The 15,816-nt window shown below is 67.6% G+C and carries 16 protein-coding genes; 11 read left to right on the top strand and 5 right to left on the bottom strand.

Going from position 1 to position 15,816, the window contains the following annotated elements:
- Window positions 1-4 precede the first annotated feature (4 nt).
- On the top strand, window positions 5-2,509 hold the full coding sequence (locus V7Q48_RS10675; protein ID WP_333838034.1) for a circularly permuted type 2 ATP-grasp protein: 2,505 nt from the start codon (window positions 5-7) through the stop codon (window positions 2,507-2,509).
- On the top strand, window positions 2,506-3,402 hold the full coding sequence (locus tag V7Q48_RS10670) for a transglutaminase family protein (protein WP_333838033.1): 897 nt from the start codon (window positions 2,506-2,508) through the stop codon (window positions 3,400-3,402). Before V7Q48_RS10675 ends, V7Q48_RS10670 begins: the two co-directional genes overlap by 4 nt.
- A gap of 91 nt (window positions 3,403-3,493) precedes the next feature.
- Here the strand turns inward: V7Q48_RS10670 and V7Q48_RS10665 are convergent, their stop codons facing one another.
- Window positions 3,494-3,802 carry a hypothetical protein gene (locus tag V7Q48_RS10665; protein WP_333838032.1) on the bottom strand — a complete coding sequence of 103 codons (309 nt, stop codon included), beginning with the start codon at window positions 3,800-3,802 and terminating at the stop codon, window positions 3,494-3,496.
- Window positions 3,803-3,922: 120 nt separating this feature from the next.
- Window positions 3,923-5,602 (bottom strand): energy-dependent translational throttle protein EttA, encoded by a 1,680-nt coding sequence (gene ettA / locus V7Q48_RS10660; protein ID WP_333838031.1) that lies wholly within the window; start codon window positions 5,600-5,602, stop codon window positions 3,923-3,925.
- A 240-nt stretch (window positions 5,603-5,842) separates the two neighbouring features.
- Here ettA and V7Q48_RS10655 point away from each other — a divergent pair, with 240 nt between their 5' ends.
- Entirely contained in the window at window positions 5,843-7,228 is a 1,386-nt protein-coding gene (locus V7Q48_RS10655) for a M20/M25/M40 family metallo-hydrolase (protein WP_333838030.1), read from the top strand.
- A 45-nt stretch (window positions 7,229-7,273) separates the two neighbouring features.
- Here the strand turns inward: V7Q48_RS10655 and V7Q48_RS10650 are convergent, their stop codons facing one another.
- On the bottom strand, window positions 7,274-8,335 hold the full coding sequence (locus V7Q48_RS10650) for a sensor histidine kinase (protein WP_333838029.1): 1,062 nt from the start codon (window positions 8,333-8,335) through the stop codon (window positions 7,274-7,276).
- A gap of 202 nt (window positions 8,336-8,537) precedes the next feature.
- Here V7Q48_RS10650 and V7Q48_RS10645 point away from each other — a divergent pair, with 202 nt between their 5' ends.
- From V7Q48_RS10645 to trxB, 3 genes are all read left to right on the top strand, one after another.
- Window positions 8,538-9,647: a PAS domain-containing protein gene (locus V7Q48_RS10645; protein ID WP_333838028.1), complete on the top strand. Its 1,110-nt coding sequence runs from the start codon at window positions 8,538-8,540 to the stop codon at window positions 9,645-9,647.
- The gene (locus V7Q48_RS10640) at window positions 9,644-10,036 is read left to right on the top strand and encodes a response regulator (RefSeq protein ID WP_333838027.1); all 393 of its coding nucleotides are present in this window, start codon (window positions 9,644-9,646) and stop codon (window positions 10,034-10,036) included. Before V7Q48_RS10645 ends, V7Q48_RS10640 begins: the two co-directional genes overlap by 4 nt.
- A 94-nt stretch (window positions 10,037-10,130) precedes the next feature.
- Complete coding sequence (gene trxB, locus V7Q48_RS10635) at window positions 10,131-11,099, top strand: thioredoxin-disulfide reductase (RefSeq protein ID WP_333838026.1); 969 nt, start codon at window positions 10,131-10,133, stop codon at window positions 11,097-11,099.
- A gap of 86 nt (window positions 11,100-11,185) precedes the next feature.
- Here trxB and V7Q48_RS10630 read toward each other — a convergent pair whose 3' ends face one another.
- Window positions 11,186-11,701, bottom strand: a complete 516-nt coding sequence (locus tag V7Q48_RS10630) for a sterol desaturase family protein (protein ID WP_333838025.1) — start codon at window positions 11,699-11,701, stop codon at window positions 11,186-11,188.
- Window positions 11,702-11,854: 153 nt separating this feature from the next.
- Here V7Q48_RS10630 and V7Q48_RS10625 point away from each other — a divergent pair, with 153 nt between their 5' ends.
- The 5 genes from V7Q48_RS10625 (at window position 11,855) to leuD (ending at window position 15,161) form a co-directional block, all read left to right on the top strand.
- Window positions 11,855-12,235 (top strand): hypothetical protein, encoded by a 381-nt coding sequence (locus V7Q48_RS10625; protein ID WP_333838024.1) that lies wholly within the window; start codon window positions 11,855-11,857, stop codon window positions 12,233-12,235.
- A 104-nt stretch (window positions 12,236-12,339) separates the two neighbouring features.
- Complete coding sequence (gene leuC, locus V7Q48_RS10620; RefSeq protein WP_333838023.1) at window positions 12,340-13,770, top strand: 3-isopropylmalate dehydratase large subunit; 1,431 nt, start codon at window positions 12,340-12,342, stop codon at window positions 13,768-13,770.
- Between the two features lie 29 nt (window positions 13,771-13,799).
- Window positions 13,800-14,279, top strand: a complete 480-nt coding sequence (locus V7Q48_RS10615; RefSeq protein WP_333838022.1) for a DNA-deoxyinosine glycosylase — start codon at window positions 13,800-13,802, stop codon at window positions 14,277-14,279.
- 58 nt (window positions 14,280-14,337) lie between these two features.
- Entirely contained in the window at window positions 14,338-14,502 is a 165-nt protein-coding gene (locus tag V7Q48_RS10610; RefSeq protein ID WP_333838021.1) for an isopropylmalate isomerase, read from the top strand.
- Window positions 14,503-14,567: 65 nt separating this feature from the next.
- Window positions 14,568-15,161, top strand: a complete 594-nt coding sequence (gene leuD / locus V7Q48_RS10605; protein WP_333838020.1) for a 3-isopropylmalate dehydratase small subunit — start codon at window positions 14,568-14,570, stop codon at window positions 15,159-15,161.
- A 13-nt stretch (window positions 15,162-15,174) separates the two neighbouring features.
- Here leuD and V7Q48_RS10600 read toward each other — a convergent pair whose 3' ends face one another.
- A complete protein-coding gene (locus V7Q48_RS10600; RefSeq protein ID WP_333838019.1) occupies window positions 15,175-15,756 on the bottom strand; it encodes a pyridoxamine 5'-phosphate oxidase family protein in 582 nt (193 codons plus the stop codon).
- Between the last annotated feature and the right edge of the window lie 60 nt (window positions 15,757-15,816).

The following is a 15,816-nucleotide window of genomic DNA, read 5'->3' as shown; positions in this document are numbered from 1 at the left end:
TCGCATGGCCACCGCGCACGACCAGACCCTGCCGGCCGGCCTTGCCGGCTATCCGGCCGATGTCGCGGCGGGCGATCTCTATCGCGATGCCGCCCCCGAAGTCGCGGCGGCATGGCGCCAGACGGCGCAGGGGCTGCAGGCGCTGCGCGAGGAATCGGGCGTGGCGGTGCAGGAACTGGTCGCACGCCAGATCCTCGACCTCGGCATGGCGTTCCGCCTGACCGGCGAGGACGAGGAGCGCGAGTGGCCGCTCTCGCCGATGCCGCTCATCATCGGGGCGGGCGAATGGGCCGAGGTGGAGCGCGGCCTGATCCAGCGCGCGCGCCTGCTCGAGGCCGTGGTCGAGGACATCTATGGCGAAGGCCGGCTCGTGGCGGATGGCCACCTGCCCGCCGCGCTCGTGGCAGGCAGCCGCTATTTCGCGCGCAGCATGGTCGGCGTGGCACCGCGCAACGCCCCGCACCTGCACGTCTATGCGGTGGACCTCGCGCGCGGTCCGCAAGGGCAATGGCGCGTGCTCGAGGATCGCATCCGGCTGGCCAACGGGGCCGGCTATGCGCTGGAAAACCGGCTGGCCCTCTCGCGCGTCACCGGCGGATTGCTTACCCAGATCGGAGCGCGCCGCGTGGCGCAGTTCTTCTCGGACCTTCGCGGCGGCATTGCCCGCGCCTGCCAGCGCGAGAACCCGCGCATCGCGCTGCTGACGCCGGGCCGCTTCAACCAGTCCTATCCCGAACAGGCGCACCTTGCGCGCTATCTCGGCTTCCCGCTGGTCGAGGGGCGCGACCTGACCGTCAGCGATGCGCGCGTCTATGTGCGCACCATCGCCGGCCCCAAGCGCGTCGATGCCTTGTGGCGCTGGATCGACACCAACGCGCTCGACCCGCTGCGGTTCGACGCGCGCTCGGCCATCGGCGTGCCCGACCTGTTCGAGGCGATGGAGCATGGCGGGGTCACGCTCGCCAACTGGCCGGGCGCCGAAGTGCTCGAGGCTCCGGCTTTCGCCGCCTTCATGCCGCGCCTGTTCGAGGTCTTGCTGGGGGAAGCCCCGCTGCTGCCCAATGTCGCGACCTGGTGGTGCGGCCAGCCGCGCGAGGCCGAGGACGTGCGCGCCCGCCTCGATGACCTGATGATCACCCCGGCGTTCGGCCAGCCGGTCGAGGGCCTGCCCGGCGGGCGCCCGGTGGCCGTGCGGCGGCTCGACCCGGCGGCGCGCACCGCGCTGCTGGCCGCCATGGCGCGGCGCCCGGTCGACTATTGCGGGCAGGAGATCGTCACGCTGTCGACCACGCCGGCGCTGGTGGGCGAGAGCTTCGCCCCGCGCGCTTTCACCGTCCGTGCCTTCGTCGCGCGCAATGCTGCCGGAGCCTGGACGGTCATGCCCGGTGGCTTCGCGCGGTTGTCGTCCTCGGGCGAGATCCGCACCACGCTGATGGGCGAAGGCGACATGTCGGCCGACGTCTGCATCGTCGACAGGCCCGATGCCACGGCATTCGGCACGCCCATCGCCAAGGCGGCGGCCGCCCCCCGGCAAACCGCTCTGCCCCAAACCGTTCTGCGCGGCGGGGGCATCCTCGCGAGCCAGGCGGCAGACAACCTGTTCTGGTTCGGCCGCTACATGGAGCGGGCCGAAACCACCGTGCGGCTGGTCCGTGCCGTGCTGGGCAGCTCGATCGAGGCGGACGCCGGCGCGGGCCACAATCCCGAGGTCATCGCGCGACTGGTCGACCTGCTGGTCAGCTGGGGCGCGATCGCGCGCGAGGATGCCGATGGCCCGGTGTCCAAGGCCTGCCACGCCGCGCTGACGGATGCCGCGCGCGACGGATCGGTCAGCGCGCTGTTCGCCGCCTTGCGCGCCACCGGCCTTACCCTGCGCGACCGGCTGACCAGCGATTTCTGGCGCATCGCCAGCCGCCCGCTGCCGACGACCGACGGGCATCGCCCCGGTGTCGTGCTGCGCGCCGCGCGCGAGCTGGTCGAACGCTTGTCGGCGCTGTCGGGCCTGCTGGCGGAAAACTTCACGCTCGGCCCCTCGCGCCATTTCCTCGACATGGGCCGCCGGCTCGAACGCGCGGTGGCGCTGTGCCAGACCGTGCGCGCGCTCGCCCCGCAGATCGAGACACCCGAGGCGCTCGGCGTGCTGCTCGACCTGTCGGACAGCCAGATCACCTATCGCGCGCGCTATCTCGCCGCGCCAAGCCTCGCGCCGGTGCTCGACATGCTGCTGCTCGATCCCGCCAACCCGCGCTCGCTGGCGTTCCAGGCCGAGGCGCTGCTGGGGCACATCGCCGCACTGCCGGCGCTGGGCGAAGGCAACCTGCCCGAGCCTCCCCTGCTCGAGGCCCGCGCGCTGCTTGCCCCACTCGCCAGCCTGCCCGTGGCGGACTGGGACGTGGCGCGCATCGCCGAGACTGAACAGCGCCTCCTTGCCCTGTCCGACACCATCGCCACCCGCTACTTCCTGCAGTTCGAGAAGACCGAGCCGATCAAGGGTAGCCTGCTGGGATGATCTACGACATCCGCCACGTGACCACGGTGACTTACGCCAACCCGGTACGGCTGGCGCGGTTCAACCTGCGCCTGCGCCCTGCCCCCTGGCCTGGACAGACCGTCAGCCGCTATCGCCTGACCGTCGACCCCGAACCGTGGATGATCGAGGACGACAGCGGCCCGTTCCGCGTCAACCGCAGCCGCCTCATCATTCGCGAACCGATCGACCGCCTGACCGTCAAAAGCGGCTTTCGCGTCGATGTGGCGCCGACCGTGCTCGACGTGATCGGCCAGCCCGCCCCGACCATCGCCGAGGTGGCCGCACGTGCCGCCGCGCACCGCGATCTCTCGGCGATGGGCCCGGCCAGCTACATCTATCCTTCGCTGCTTGCCCCCATCGCACCCGAGATCGTCTCGTGGGCCGCGCGCTTCCTCTCCCCGCGCGCCGGCGTGGTCGAGGGCGCGCTCGCCCTGATGCACGCGATCCACGACGAGTTCACCTACGACGGCAGCGCCACCACCGCCGACACCCCGCCCGAGGTCGCGTTCCGCGCCCGCCACGGCGTGTGCCAGGATTTCGCGCATGTCATGATTGCGGCGGCGCGCGGGCACGGGCTGCCCGCCGCCTATGTCAGCGGCTACTTGCGCACCCTGCCCCCACCCGGCCGCCCCCGCCTCGTCGGCGCCGATGCGACGCATGCCTGGGCGGCACTGTGGTGCGGGGATGCGCTGGGGTGGGTGGGCTTCGATCCCACCAATGCGGTGCTGACCTCGAGCGACCACATCTTCACCGCAATGGGCCGCGACTATGCCGACGTGGCGCCGATGGACGGCGTGTTCCACGGCAGCGGCGCGCAGAAAGTCGCGGTCTCGGTCGATGTCCGCCCCGAAAGCGAGGTGGTCGGGGCCTAGGGCGCGAGCGAGTGAGATGAGCGGTTCAGGATCGAGCTGGGTTGCGGGATTCGACATCCCGCGCGCCGACGTCGTTTTTGCCGCAAACCCGTCATTCCCGCAAAGCGCGCCGGGACAGGAACATGACGGTAAAACGACTGGCGAACAGCGCGAATGGTGTGACCACCGCAACGGCGGTCAAAGAGCCCATCAGCACGTTGCCCGGTGGTGCATCGTCCACCTCCATCGTGAGCGCCCAATATCCGAACGATAGGCAGATCAGTGCCGGCATCGTCAGCGTTCCGATCGCTATCGACACAGAGTTACGCTGCGTAGCGATGCGGCTAACGGCTGCTACCGTGCCTGAAATCAGGGAGATAGCTGCGACGACGCCAACGATGACAAGCAGGGCAATAAGCATCCGAACCTCGTGCAGGCGATCTCGAAGGCCCGCCATTAGCAAGCCCCGCATCCGAACACGCCCACCCATCGCAGTAGCGGGGCAGCCGCGTCTTTCGACAACGGCCGCCCCTCTGCGCAATCAGCGCGTCAGCTTCTTGTAGGCCAGGCGCGTCGGCCGGTCGGCGGCATCGCCCAGACGACGGCGCTTGTCTTCCTCGTACATGGCGAAGTTGCCTTCGAACCATTCGACGTGGCTGTTGCCCTCGAAGGCGAGGATGTGCGTGGCGAGACGGTCGAGGAAGAAGCGGTCGTGGCTGATGACCACGGCGCAGCCCGCGAAGTTCTCGATCGCTTCTTCGAGCGCGGCCAGCGTTTCGACGTCGAGGTCGTTGGTCGGTTCGTCGAGCAGCAGCACGTTGCCGCCCTGCTTGAGCATCTTGGCCATGTGCACGCGGTTGCGTTCACCGCCCGAGAGCTTGCCGACGTTCTTCTGCTGGTCCTGGCCCTTGAAGTTGAAGGCGCCAACGTAGGCACGGGTCGAGGTGTCGAACCCGTTGACCTTCATGTAGTCGAGCCCGTCAGAGATTTCCTCCCAGACGTTCTTCTTGGGGTCGAGGTGATCGCGGCTCTGGTCGACATAGCCGAGGCGCACGGTCGAGCCGATGTCGACTTCGCCGCTGTCGGGCGTTTCCTGGCCGGTGATGAGCTTGAACAGCGTGGACTTGCCCGCGCCGTTGGGCCCGATCACGCCGACGATGCCGCCCGGCGGCAGCATGAACGAGAGGTTCTCGAACAACAGCTTGTCGCCATAGGCCTTCGAGATGTTCTTCGCCTCGATGACCTTGCCGCCAAGGCGCTCGGGCACCTGGATGACGATCTGGGCCTTGCCGGGCGAACGGTTTTCCTGGCTGGCGACCAGTTCCTCGAACTTCTTGATACGCGACTTCGACTTGGTCTGGCGGCCCTTGGTGCCGGCGCGGATCCACTCGAGTTCGTCGTTGATCGCCTTCTGGCGGCCGGTCGCCTCGCGGTCTTCCTGCTCGAGGCGCTTGGCCTTCTTTTCCAGGTAGGTCGAGTAGTTACCCTCGTAGGGGAAGTACTTTCCGCGGTCGAGCTCGAGGATCCAGCCCACCACGTTGTCGAGGAAGTAGCGGTCGTGGGTGATCATCAGCACCGCGCCGGCATATTCCTTGAGGTGGTTTTCCAGCCATTCGACGCTTTCGGCATCGAGGTGGTTGGTCGGTTCGTCCAGCAGCAGGATCGAGGGCTTCTGGATCAGCAGGCGTGTCAGCGCGATGCGGCGCTTTTCACCGCCCGAGAGGCTTTCCACCGACCAGTCGCCCGGCGGGCAGCGCAGCGCTTCCATCGCGATCTCGAGCTGGTTGTCGAGCGTCCAGCCGTCGACCGCGTCGATCTTGCCCTGCAAGTCGCCCATCTCGTCCATCAGCGCGTCGAAATCGACGTCTTCCGGCGGATCGGCCATGATGTTGCTGATCTCGTTGAAGCGGTCGACGAGGTCGGCCACTTCGCGCGCGCCTTCCTTGACGTTTTCCAGCACGGTCTTGGTCGGGTCGAGCTGCGGCTCCTGCGGCAGGTAGCCGACGGTGATGTGCTCGCCGGGCCAGGCCTCGCCGGTGTAGTCCTTGTCGATCCCGCCCATGATCTTCATGAGCGTGGACTTGCCCGCGCCGTTGGGGCCGACGATGCCGATCTTGGCACCCTGGTAGAACTGCAGGTTGATGTTGCTCAGCACCGGCTTCTGCGCGCCGGGGAAGGTTTTCGTCATGTTCTTCATGACGTAGGCGTATTGGGCGGCCATCTTGGGGTCCTTGCGCTAAGGCTATAGCGTTGCGTGTTCGGTGGGTTTGCCCCGCGCTCTACAGGGCGCGCGGGTCTTGGGCAAGCGGCAGGGGTGGCGATCACCCAACCCCATTGGCTGACCCTATCACCTGCCCCATCGCCTTCGCCGCAGCTTCCATTCCCGCTTGCGCCGGCGCGGCGTTGACTTTGCGCCAGAACGGGCAAGAGTGCTCACATCCCTCGCTTTTCAGGACACCCCATGCCCGCATCGCTTCTTGCCCGGTCCCTCTCCATCGCCGCGCTCGCCGCGGCCCTTCTTGCAGCGCCCGCCACCGCCGCGCCCGCCGTATCCCCCGGCAACGCCGCGCCCGGCAGCGTCGCATGGGATCTGGTCCGCGACCTGACCACCGACATCGGCCCCCGCCCCGCCGGCAGCGAGGCCGAGGCTCGCGCGCGGGACTGGGCAGCCGAGCGATTGAAGGCGCTGGGCTTTGCCAATGTCGGGATCGAGCCGTTCACGATCCGCGCCTATCGCCGCGGCACTGACAAGGCCGAACTGGTCGGCACCGCCGCGCAGCCGCTGGCGATCACGGCACTCGGCTATTCCGGCGCAACGCCCGAGGCCGGCGTGACCGCGCCGCTCGTCTATTTCGCGACGCTTGCTGCGCTGGAGGCTGCGCCTGCCGGCTCGCTCAAGGGCAAGATCGCCTTCATCGACCACGCCATGGCGCCCACGCAGGACGGCAGCGGCTATGGTCCCTATGGCAACGTGCGGCGCAAGGGCCCCGGCATCGCCGCCGACAAGGGCGCGCTGGCGGTGGTGATCCGCTCGATCGGCACCGACCATCATCGCAACCCGCACACCGGCGCGATCAGCTGGCCCAAGGGCATGAAGCCGATCCCAGCAGGCGCCGTGGCCAGCGCCGATGCCGACCAGGTGGCGCGCCTGTCCGCCGCGGGCAAGGCGCTGACCCTGCACCTCACGCTGACCGGCAAGATCATCGACGGCGCCCCCTCGGGCAATGTCGTCGGCGAATTGCCCGGCCGTGATCCCTCGCTGCCGCCCGTCCTCGTTGCCTGCCATCTCGACAGCTGGGACCTCGGCACCGGCGCGATCGACGATGGCGCCGGCTGCGCGATCGTCGCGGCAGCGGCGCTGGAAGCACGGCGCCAGCAACAGCCGCTGCGCACGATCCGCGTGCTGTTTGCCGGCAGCGAGGAACTGGGCGGGTTCGGCGGCGAAGCCTATGCCGCCCGCCACGGCAGCGAACCGCATGCGCTGGCCATGGAAAGCGACTTCGGCGCCGATCGTGTGTGGCGTGTCGTGACCAACTTTGCGCCCTCCGCCGCCGCGACCAAGGCCCAGCTCGTGGCTGCGCTCGCCCCGCTCGGCATCGTCGCGCAGGAAGGCGAGGTCGAGGGTGGTACCGATGTCGGCGCGATCATCAAGCGCCAGACGCTGCCGGTGGTGGATCTCAACCAGGACGGTACGCACTACTTCGACCTGCACCACACGCCCGACGATACGCTGGACAAGATCGACCCGGCCATGTTGGCGCAAAACGTCGAGGCCTGGACCCGTACGCTCGAGATCGTCGCCAATGCCCCGCAACCGATCGCGGCGAGCCCTGCCCCGGCGCACTGAGACTGCCGGCCTGCAGGTTTCAAAGAATGGCGCGGCGTTCGGCTCTCAGCCGGCGTCGCGCCAGACCTGCGGGAACATGACGGTCGTCGTCACCCCGTTGCGGTTGCGGGTATGGCTGATCCCGCCGAGCTGCGCGACGAGGCCGGCGATGATTGCCGAGCCCAGGCTGCGCCGCCGCACGCCGACCGCCACATCCGCCCCGGCACGGCCGGTCGCATCATCGGTCGCGAGCCCGCGCCCGTTGTCGGCAACCGTCAGGCACAGCATGCTGCCCTCGGCCTGCTCGAGCCGGACGTCGACCACCCCGTGCTGGCCCGGCTCGAAGGCATGCTTGAAGCTGTTGGTGAGCAGTTCGGTCAGAAGCAGGACGAGCGTCAGCAATCGGCCCACCTCCACGCGCACGTCATCGACCACGAGGCGCACGGCGATATGCTGCGCGCCCGACACGTCCTTGGCCTGCTCGACGGCATTGGCGAGGTGATCCTGCAACCGCAAGGTCTGCGCGGCGGGATCGTAAAGCTGGCGATGGACGCGGCCCATCAGCTCGATCCGCTCGTCGGCGCGGTCGATCAGCGCCAGCGCGGTGGTCGGGTCACGCTCGATCTGGCGCCGCTGAAGGCGCAGCATCGAGGCAACCGAGGCCAGGTTGTTGGCCACGCGATGCTGCAGCTCCTTGAACAGCAGCGACTGGTAGTCGGCCATTTCGCGCATGCGCACCTGGCTCTCCTCGAGCTGGCGCTGGCGCTTGAGCAGCCCGTCGATCAGCAGGATGTCGACCGTGACGACACCGCTGTAGAAGATCATCGCCGTCGCGACCTGCCCGTCGAGCGCAAAACTCCACTGGGGCGGGATGAAGAAGAACCAGGCGCCGAGACCGCTGAGAATGGCGCAGAGAATGCCCGCCCCGCGCCCGGCGAGGAACGTGGCAACGATCACCGCCGGAAAGAACGTGAGAAATGGATAGCCGGGCGGAAACAGCGCGTTGAATGCCATGCGGATGACCAGGCCGATCACGAACAAGGCAACGGCCATGCCGTAGCGCAGCGCCGGACCGCGGTCCGTCACGTTCAGGCTGGACCACAAAATCTTGAGCTGGGGCGCTGGCATACCGTTCGACGGTGCCCCATCCTATCGCATGATGCAACCAAACATGGCGCAAAACTGCCGAATTTGACGTAAGCTGGAAGCTATTTTTGGCGGGCACAAAGTTTTTTTGCGCGAGGTCGGAACCACTTGCACCATCTGTGCATTTTTGGCCCAAATGCGCGAGGCTCGGCAGGTTCGGGTCATGTGATCAGGATTATGCGTTTTGTCGAGTGACAGGGTAGACCCATCTGAGCGTAGCCAGGCCGTTGGCGGCCTCGCCAATGGCGAGTATGATGACAGCCCGGATCGCTTCCGGGCCAATCACCCGGAAAGTGCCTTCGCCGGATCGTCCGGCGTGCTGTTCGAGCAGGCCATGGCGCAGACGCGCATGGCGATCTGCCTCTGTGACCCCTACTCTCCAGATATTCCCATCGTCTTCGCCAACCGGGCCTTCCGTTGGTTAACCGGCTATGACGAGTCCGAAATCGTCGGGCGCAACTGTCGCTTCCTGCAAGGCCCTGCGACCGACCCGGCCGCCGTCGCGCGCATCCGAGATGCCCTGCGCAATGAGGACGTGGTCGTCGTCGAGCTGCTCAACTACCGCAAGGACGGCACCGCGTTCTGGAACGCGTTGCACCTTGGCCCGATTTACGACGCCGACGGTCGACTGCTCTATTTCTTCGGCAGCCAGTGGGACGTCTCGGACGTTCGCGCCGCGCGTGCCGACGAGCGCCATGCCCGCGAACTCGCCCGCGAGCTGTCGCATCGCATGAAGAACATGTTCGCGGTCATTGGCGGCATCGTCAACTTCACCGGACGCTCGCGCGGGATCGAACCGCACGCCCGCGAGATCAACGATCGGATTCAGGCGCTGGGGCGCGCTTACGAGACCACCCTCGACGAGGCGTCGAGCGGGTCGATCGAGGTCGGACCGGCCATTCGTTCGGTGCTGTCGCCCTACGACCCCGAAGGACATCGCATTAACTTCGTCGGCAACGGTTTGCGCAGCGACTTCTCGGCGGTTTCCGTCCTCGGGCTGTCGCTGCACGAGCTGGCGGTCAATGCGGTCAAGCATGGCGCCCTCAGCAAGGCCGGCGGCAAGGTCACCGTCGCCTGGCAGCGCAACGGTTCGACCGAGTCGCCGACCATCGTCATCGACTGGATCGAAACGGGCGGCCCGGCCGTCACTCCCCCTCCCGAGACGCAAGCGGTGCCGACGGCCGGACTTGTCGATCGTGTGCTCACCATGGCCAAAGGAAACATCATGCGCGACTGGCACCCCGAAGGCTTGCGGGCGCGCCTGCGCGTTCCCCTGCGCGAGGATGCAGCATGAGCGAAGCCTGCTGCCCCGCTGGTATGGACTGCCGCATTCTGGTGCTGGACGACGAACCGCTGATTTTGCTAGATCTCGAATTCGCGGTCGAGGACGCCGGTTGCATCCCGATCACGGCGTTGGAACTGTCCGAAGCCCTCGCCATCGCCGAGCATGAATCGATCGTCGCCGCTATCCTCGACGTTTCGCTTTCGCACGGCGAGACATGCGCGCCTGTCGCCCGTACGTTGGCCGAGCGCGGCGTCCCCTATGTCCTGCACACCGGCGACCTCGACCGCATGGACGAGGCGGTGCGCAAGCTGGGCGGCGTGCTAGTGCCCAAGCCGACCCCGGCCGCCGTGGTCGTCAGCCGCGCCCTCGAAGGCGTGACGCAGCGCCAGCAGGCCTGATCCGCCAGGACACCACGCAAGACCCGGATATTTCAGGCACTGGCATTTTCCTCTGCCAGTGCCTATTTCGCGCGCCATCGGAGGACACATTTCCATGGCGACGACGCACAAGACCCGCATGCTCATTATCGGTTCCGGCCCAGCTGGCCTCACCGCCGCGATCTATGGCGCGCGCGCCGGGATGGAGCCGATTGTCGTGCAGGGTCTCCAGCCCGGCGGCCAGCTGACCATCACCACCGATGTCGAGAATTACCCCGGTTTCCGCGACGTGATCCAGGGCCCCTGGCTGATGCAGGAAATGCAGGCCCAGGCCGAACACGTCGGCACCCGGATGCTGTGGGACACGATCACCGAGATCGACCTCGCTGGCCCGCCGTTCCGCGCCATCGGCGACGGTGGCGACGTCTATGAAGCCGATACGCTGGTGATCGCCACGGGCGCCCAGGCCAAGTGGCTGGGCGTTGCCGGCGAAGAGGAATATTCGGGCAAGGGCGTCTCGGCCTGCGCCACCTGCGACGGGTTCTTCTATCGCGGCAAGAAGGTCGTGGTCATCGGCGGTGGCAACACCGCGGTCGAGGAAGCGCTCTACCTCACCAACCATGCCGAGCACGTGACGCTCATCCACCGCCGCGACAGCCTGCGCGCCGAACGCATCCTGCAGGAACGCCTCCACGCGCATCCCAAGATCAGTGTGCTGTGGAACAAGGCGGTCGCCGCCTTTACCGGCGAGGCCACCGGCGGTCTCAAGGCGGTCGAACTGGTCGACACCGTCACCGGCGAAGGCAGCCGCATCGAGACCGACGGCGCGTTCGTCGCGATCGGTCACGCCCCTGCGACCAGCCTGTTCAAGGGCAAGCTCGAACTCGACGAGAGCGGCTACATCGTCGTGGCGCCGGGCACACCCAAGACCGCGATCCCCGGCGTCTTCGCCTGCGGCGACGTGATGGACCACACCTATCGCCAGGCCGTGACCGCGGCGGGCACCGGCTGCATGGCCGCTCTCGACGCCGAGCGCTTCGTCGCCGAGCTGGACTTCGCCATGCAGCAGCTGACCGAGGCCTGAGCCGGTCGCCTTAGGCTTCCACAACCCCCGCCCCCTCCTCTGAAGAAGAGGGCGTTGGGGGTGGGGGATGCCACCAAAAACGCTACTTAATCCACCGCATCCCGCAGCACGGCGATCCCCGCCGACCGCTGCGCCCTCAACTCGCGCTTCAACGCCGCCGGATCGCGCGCAACGATGAAGCCGAAGCTGACCCCGCCTTCCTTGCCGATCGTCGCATGGTGCAGCTTGTGCGCCTGTACCAGCCGCTTGGCATACCCGCGCTTGGGCACCCAACGGAACCAGCGCTGGTGCACCAGCCCGTCGTGGATGAAGGTGTAGATCAGGCCATATACCAGCACGCCGAGGCCGATCCACGTACCCGGCCACCAGGCATTGGCGCCCATGATGAGCGGGCTGCCGACCGCGAACATCGAGATCGACATGGCGGCGCCGACCACGGCGTAGAGGTCGTTCTTCTCGAGAAAGTTGTCGTGCGGCTCGTGATGGTCGCGGTGCCAGCCCCAGCCAAAGCCATGCATGATGTATTTGTGGCTGCTCCACGCCACGAATTCCATGGCGGCGACGGTGGCAAAAACGATGGCGATGGCGATCACGGTACCCATGCGCGCGATATAGCGAGGCCTGCGTGCGGCGGCGACGGCTTTCTTGCTGAAACCCGAACGGGCAACTCCCGTTTGGTTCAGCAACACGGTGCCAAAACGTGATTCGCAGCAGACGGAGCGATCCGGCTGCACACAGAGAAAGGAACCAGGCCCATGAAAAAGCTGATCCTCGCCGCCCTCGTCCCCGCAACGATGGCCGTGGCCGCCCCTGCGATGGCGCAGAACTGGAACGATGGCCCGCGCTGGTCCGGTCGCGGCGAAGCCGGCTGGATGACCCCGGGTCGTGACCAGGCCATCCGCAACGACATCAACCGCCTGCGCATGCAGATCGACCGCGCCCAGCGCAACCGCACGATCTCGCCGCGCGAAGCCATGGGCCTGCGTCGCCAGGCGGGTGTCGTCCAGACGCAGTACCGCATGTATGCCCGTGACGGGCTCAGCCGCAACGAGGTGCGCTGGCTCGCCAGCCGCGTGAACGACGTGCGCATGAACCTGCACATGGAACGCGCGGACTGGGATCGCGATCGCTGGTAAGCGACGCGTGCAGCCTTGCACTGTGAAATGAAATGTCGTGTCGCCCCGATGCCGCTGGCCCTTTGTGGCTTGAAAAGCATCGGGGCGATGCTTAACCGCAAGCCATGACCAGCACCGCCAAGACGCTCTACGAAAAGATCTGGGACGCACACGTCGTCGAGAACCGCGACGATGGCACCAGCCTGCTCTACATCGACCGCCATCTCGTCCACGAGGTGACGAGCCCGCAGGCCTTCGAGGCGCTTCGCATGGCCGGGCGCAAGGTCCGCCGCCCCGATCTGACGCTCGCAGTACCCGATCACAATCTTCCGACGACCGCGCGCCGCGACGCCGACGGCCATCGCATCCCGATCGCCGATCCGGAAAGCGCGCAGCAGCTTGCCGCGCTCGAACGCAACGCGCCCGAATTCGGCATCCGCTACATCGGAGATGCCGACCGCTCGCAGGGCATCGTCCACGTCGTCGGCCCCGAGCAGGGCTTCTCGCTCCCCGGCGCCACGATCGTCTGCGGCGACAGCCACACCGCCTGCCACGGCGGCCTGGGCGCGCTGGCCTTCGGCATCGGCACCTCGGAGGTCGAGCACGTGCTCGCCACGCAGACCCTGCTGCTTAAGCGCAGCAAGACGATGGAAGTGCGCGTCGAGGGCGAATTGACCCCGGGCGTTTCGGCCAAGGATGTCGTTCTGCACATTACCGGCGTGCTCGGCGCGGCCGGCGGCACCGGCTACGTCATCGAATATACCGGCTCGGTCATTCGCGGTCTGTCGGTCGAGGGCCGGCTGACCATTTCCAACATGGCGATCGAACACGGCGCACGCGCCGGCCTGATCGCCCCGGACGAGACCACCTTCGCCTATGTCAAGGGGCGCCCCTACGCGCCGGCCGGCGCGGACTGGGACAAGGCCATCGCCTGGTGGAAGAGCCTCGCGACCGATCCCGGCGCCCCATACGACAAGGTCGTCGTGATCGACGCGGCCGACATCGCGCCCTCGGTCACCTGGGGCACCAGCCCGGAGGACGTGCTGCCGATCACCGGCCAGGTTCCGGCGCCGGAAAGCTTTGCCGATCCGTCGAAGCAGGAAGCCGCGCGCAAGAGCCTGGAATACATGGGCCTTGAGCCCGGCACGCCGCTCGCGTCGGTGGAGATCCAGAACGTGTTCATCGGCAGCTGCACCAACAGCCGCATCGAGGACCTGCGCGCCGCCGCCGCGGTGCTCAAGGGTCGCCGCAAGGCCGACACCGTCAAATGGGCGATCGTCGTCCCGGGCTCGGGTCTGGTCAAGGCGATGGCCGAGGACGAGGGCCTCGACGCCATCTTCAAGGACGCCGGGCTCGAATGGCGGGAGCCGGGCTGCTCGGCCTGCCTCGGCATGAACCCTGACAAGGTCCCTGCCGGCGAGCGTTGTGCCTCCACCTCGAACCGCAACTTCGTTGGCCGTCAGGGCCCCGGCGCTCGCACCCATCTCGTCAGCCCGGCCATGGCCGCCGCCGCCGCGGTGACCGGCCGGCTGACCGACGTGCGCGAACTCGCCTGAGCGATCCGCGCAAGTCGGCCTTCGCGCCGGTGGTCGATGCGGCCACGCGCGTCCTCGTCTGCGGCAGCCTGCCCGGTGAGGCCTCGCTGGCCGCGGCGCGCTATTACGCCCACCCCGCGAACCAGTTCTGGCGGCTGATCGGCGGCGTGATCGGCCGCGACCTGGTGTCGCTGGACTACGATGCCCGGCTCGATGCCCTGCGCGGTGCGGGTGTGGGCCTGTGGGACACTATTGCCAGCGCCAGGCGGGCCGGCAGCCTCGACGCGGCCATCCGCGATGTCGCCCCTGCCCCGCTTGCCACGCTGGTGCGCACTCTGCCGGCCCTGCGCGCGGTCGGCTTCAACGGTGCGACCGCTGCGCGCCACGGCCGAACGCAACTTGCGGATTTCCCGACTGTTTCTGCCATTCAACTTCCATCAAGCAGCGCCGCCTATTGTGCGGTCTCGCTGGCGGACAAGCAGCGCGCATGGCTCGTGCTTGGGGATTTCCTCAAGGATCGGGCGGAATGAGCGTTGCAATCGCCGGTCACCGGGCCGATGGTTTCTGGCCCATCAGGAGGAGGTAAGCGTGTCCAAGAAGGAAAACTGGGCGGGAACGGCGGTTCTGGCAGGCGCGGCGGCCGTGGGCTCTGCGGCACTGGCGGCGGCGCTGCTCTACAGCAATCGCCGCAAGGACAAGGCGCCCAAGACTGCCGACACCACGCCGCTGGGCGACGCACCCGAAACCGACTGAGGCCGGGACATATCCGCCGCTATTTCCGCCGTTGCGCCGGACGCGGCGGCGGCTATAGCGGGCCCATGGAACCGGTACACCACATCGACGGCCGCGCCATTCCGTTCGGCCGGAAGAACATCGACACCGACGTCATCATCCCGGCCAAGTGGCTGAAGACGATCAGTCGCGAGGGCCTCGGCCGCGGCGCCTTCGAGACGCTGCGCAGCGATCCCGAGAACCTGTTCGACAGCCCCACCTTCAAGGGCGCGCCGATCCTCATTGCCGGCGACAACTTCGGTTGCGGGTCCAGCCGCGAGCACGCCGCCTGGGCGCTGCTCGATCTCGGGATCAAGGCGGTTATCGCTCCGTCGTTCTCCGACATTTTCTCGGGCAACGCCTTCAAGAACGGCATCCTCACCGTGGTCGTGCCACAGGAAACCATCGACCGCCTGATGGAAGTCGCGCAGACCGACCCGATCGCGATCGACCTCGAGGCGCAGACCGTCACGACACCCTTCCAGGACCGCTTCGCCTTCGAAATCGACCCGTTCCGCAAGCACTGCCTGCTCAACGGCCTCGACGAAGTGGGCCTGACGCTGGCCCGCGATGCCGCCATCGGCGCGTTCGAAGGCACCGTTGCGGCCGAGCGCCCGTTCCTCGCCCGCGGCACCGCCTGATCGACGCAGGTCCTTACGGGACCACCCAGGTCCCGCGCCATTCCGTCTCGTGGCGGGCGAACTGCGCCCGCCGTCCCCCGGTGGCGTCGAGTTGCAGCCAGTCCAGCCGATCGGGCTCTATCAGCAGGACCGCGAAATTCCGCCGCCCCTCGCGCGTTTCCGTCTCAGTGGGCCGACGCGCCACCACCGCCTCGGGCAAACCGCTGCCCGCCGATTCGCGCGGCGTGCCCGGGCCCGCCTCGGCCAGATAGCAGCGCTGGCTGAACGTCGCCGCACTGTCCCACGCCGCATCGGCCAGGGCATCATCCGCCTGGATGCGCGCCACCCCTGACAGGCGCAGCTGTACCCGCGCGGCTGGATCATAGGCGAGTACCGTCGCCCGGCCGTGCTCGCGCACTGTTGCAACTTTGGGCGCGCGCGAATCCGTATGGAAGCGCAGGGCAGAAATCCCGGCCCTGACAGCGCGCAGGACCATGATGCGCAGCTCACCGTCCCTGGTGCCGACGACCGGCGTGTGCATCGGGGCATGGCGATCGGCGACGGCCGCCACGAGACGAGCTTCGGCATCGGCGAAGAGCACGGGCAAAGTATCCATCGCTTGGCCTTGGCCTTCATCAAAGACGGCGCCAAGATGAACGACAGGGCATCAACCCGG

This window comes from Novosphingobium sp. (assembly GCF_036803765.1).
Classification (GTDB): Bacteria; Pseudomonadota; Alphaproteobacteria; order Sphingomonadales; family Sphingomonadaceae; genus Novosphingobium.
Note: the sequence above shows the minus strand (reverse complement) of the source record. Positions and strands in the feature narration are given on the sequence as shown.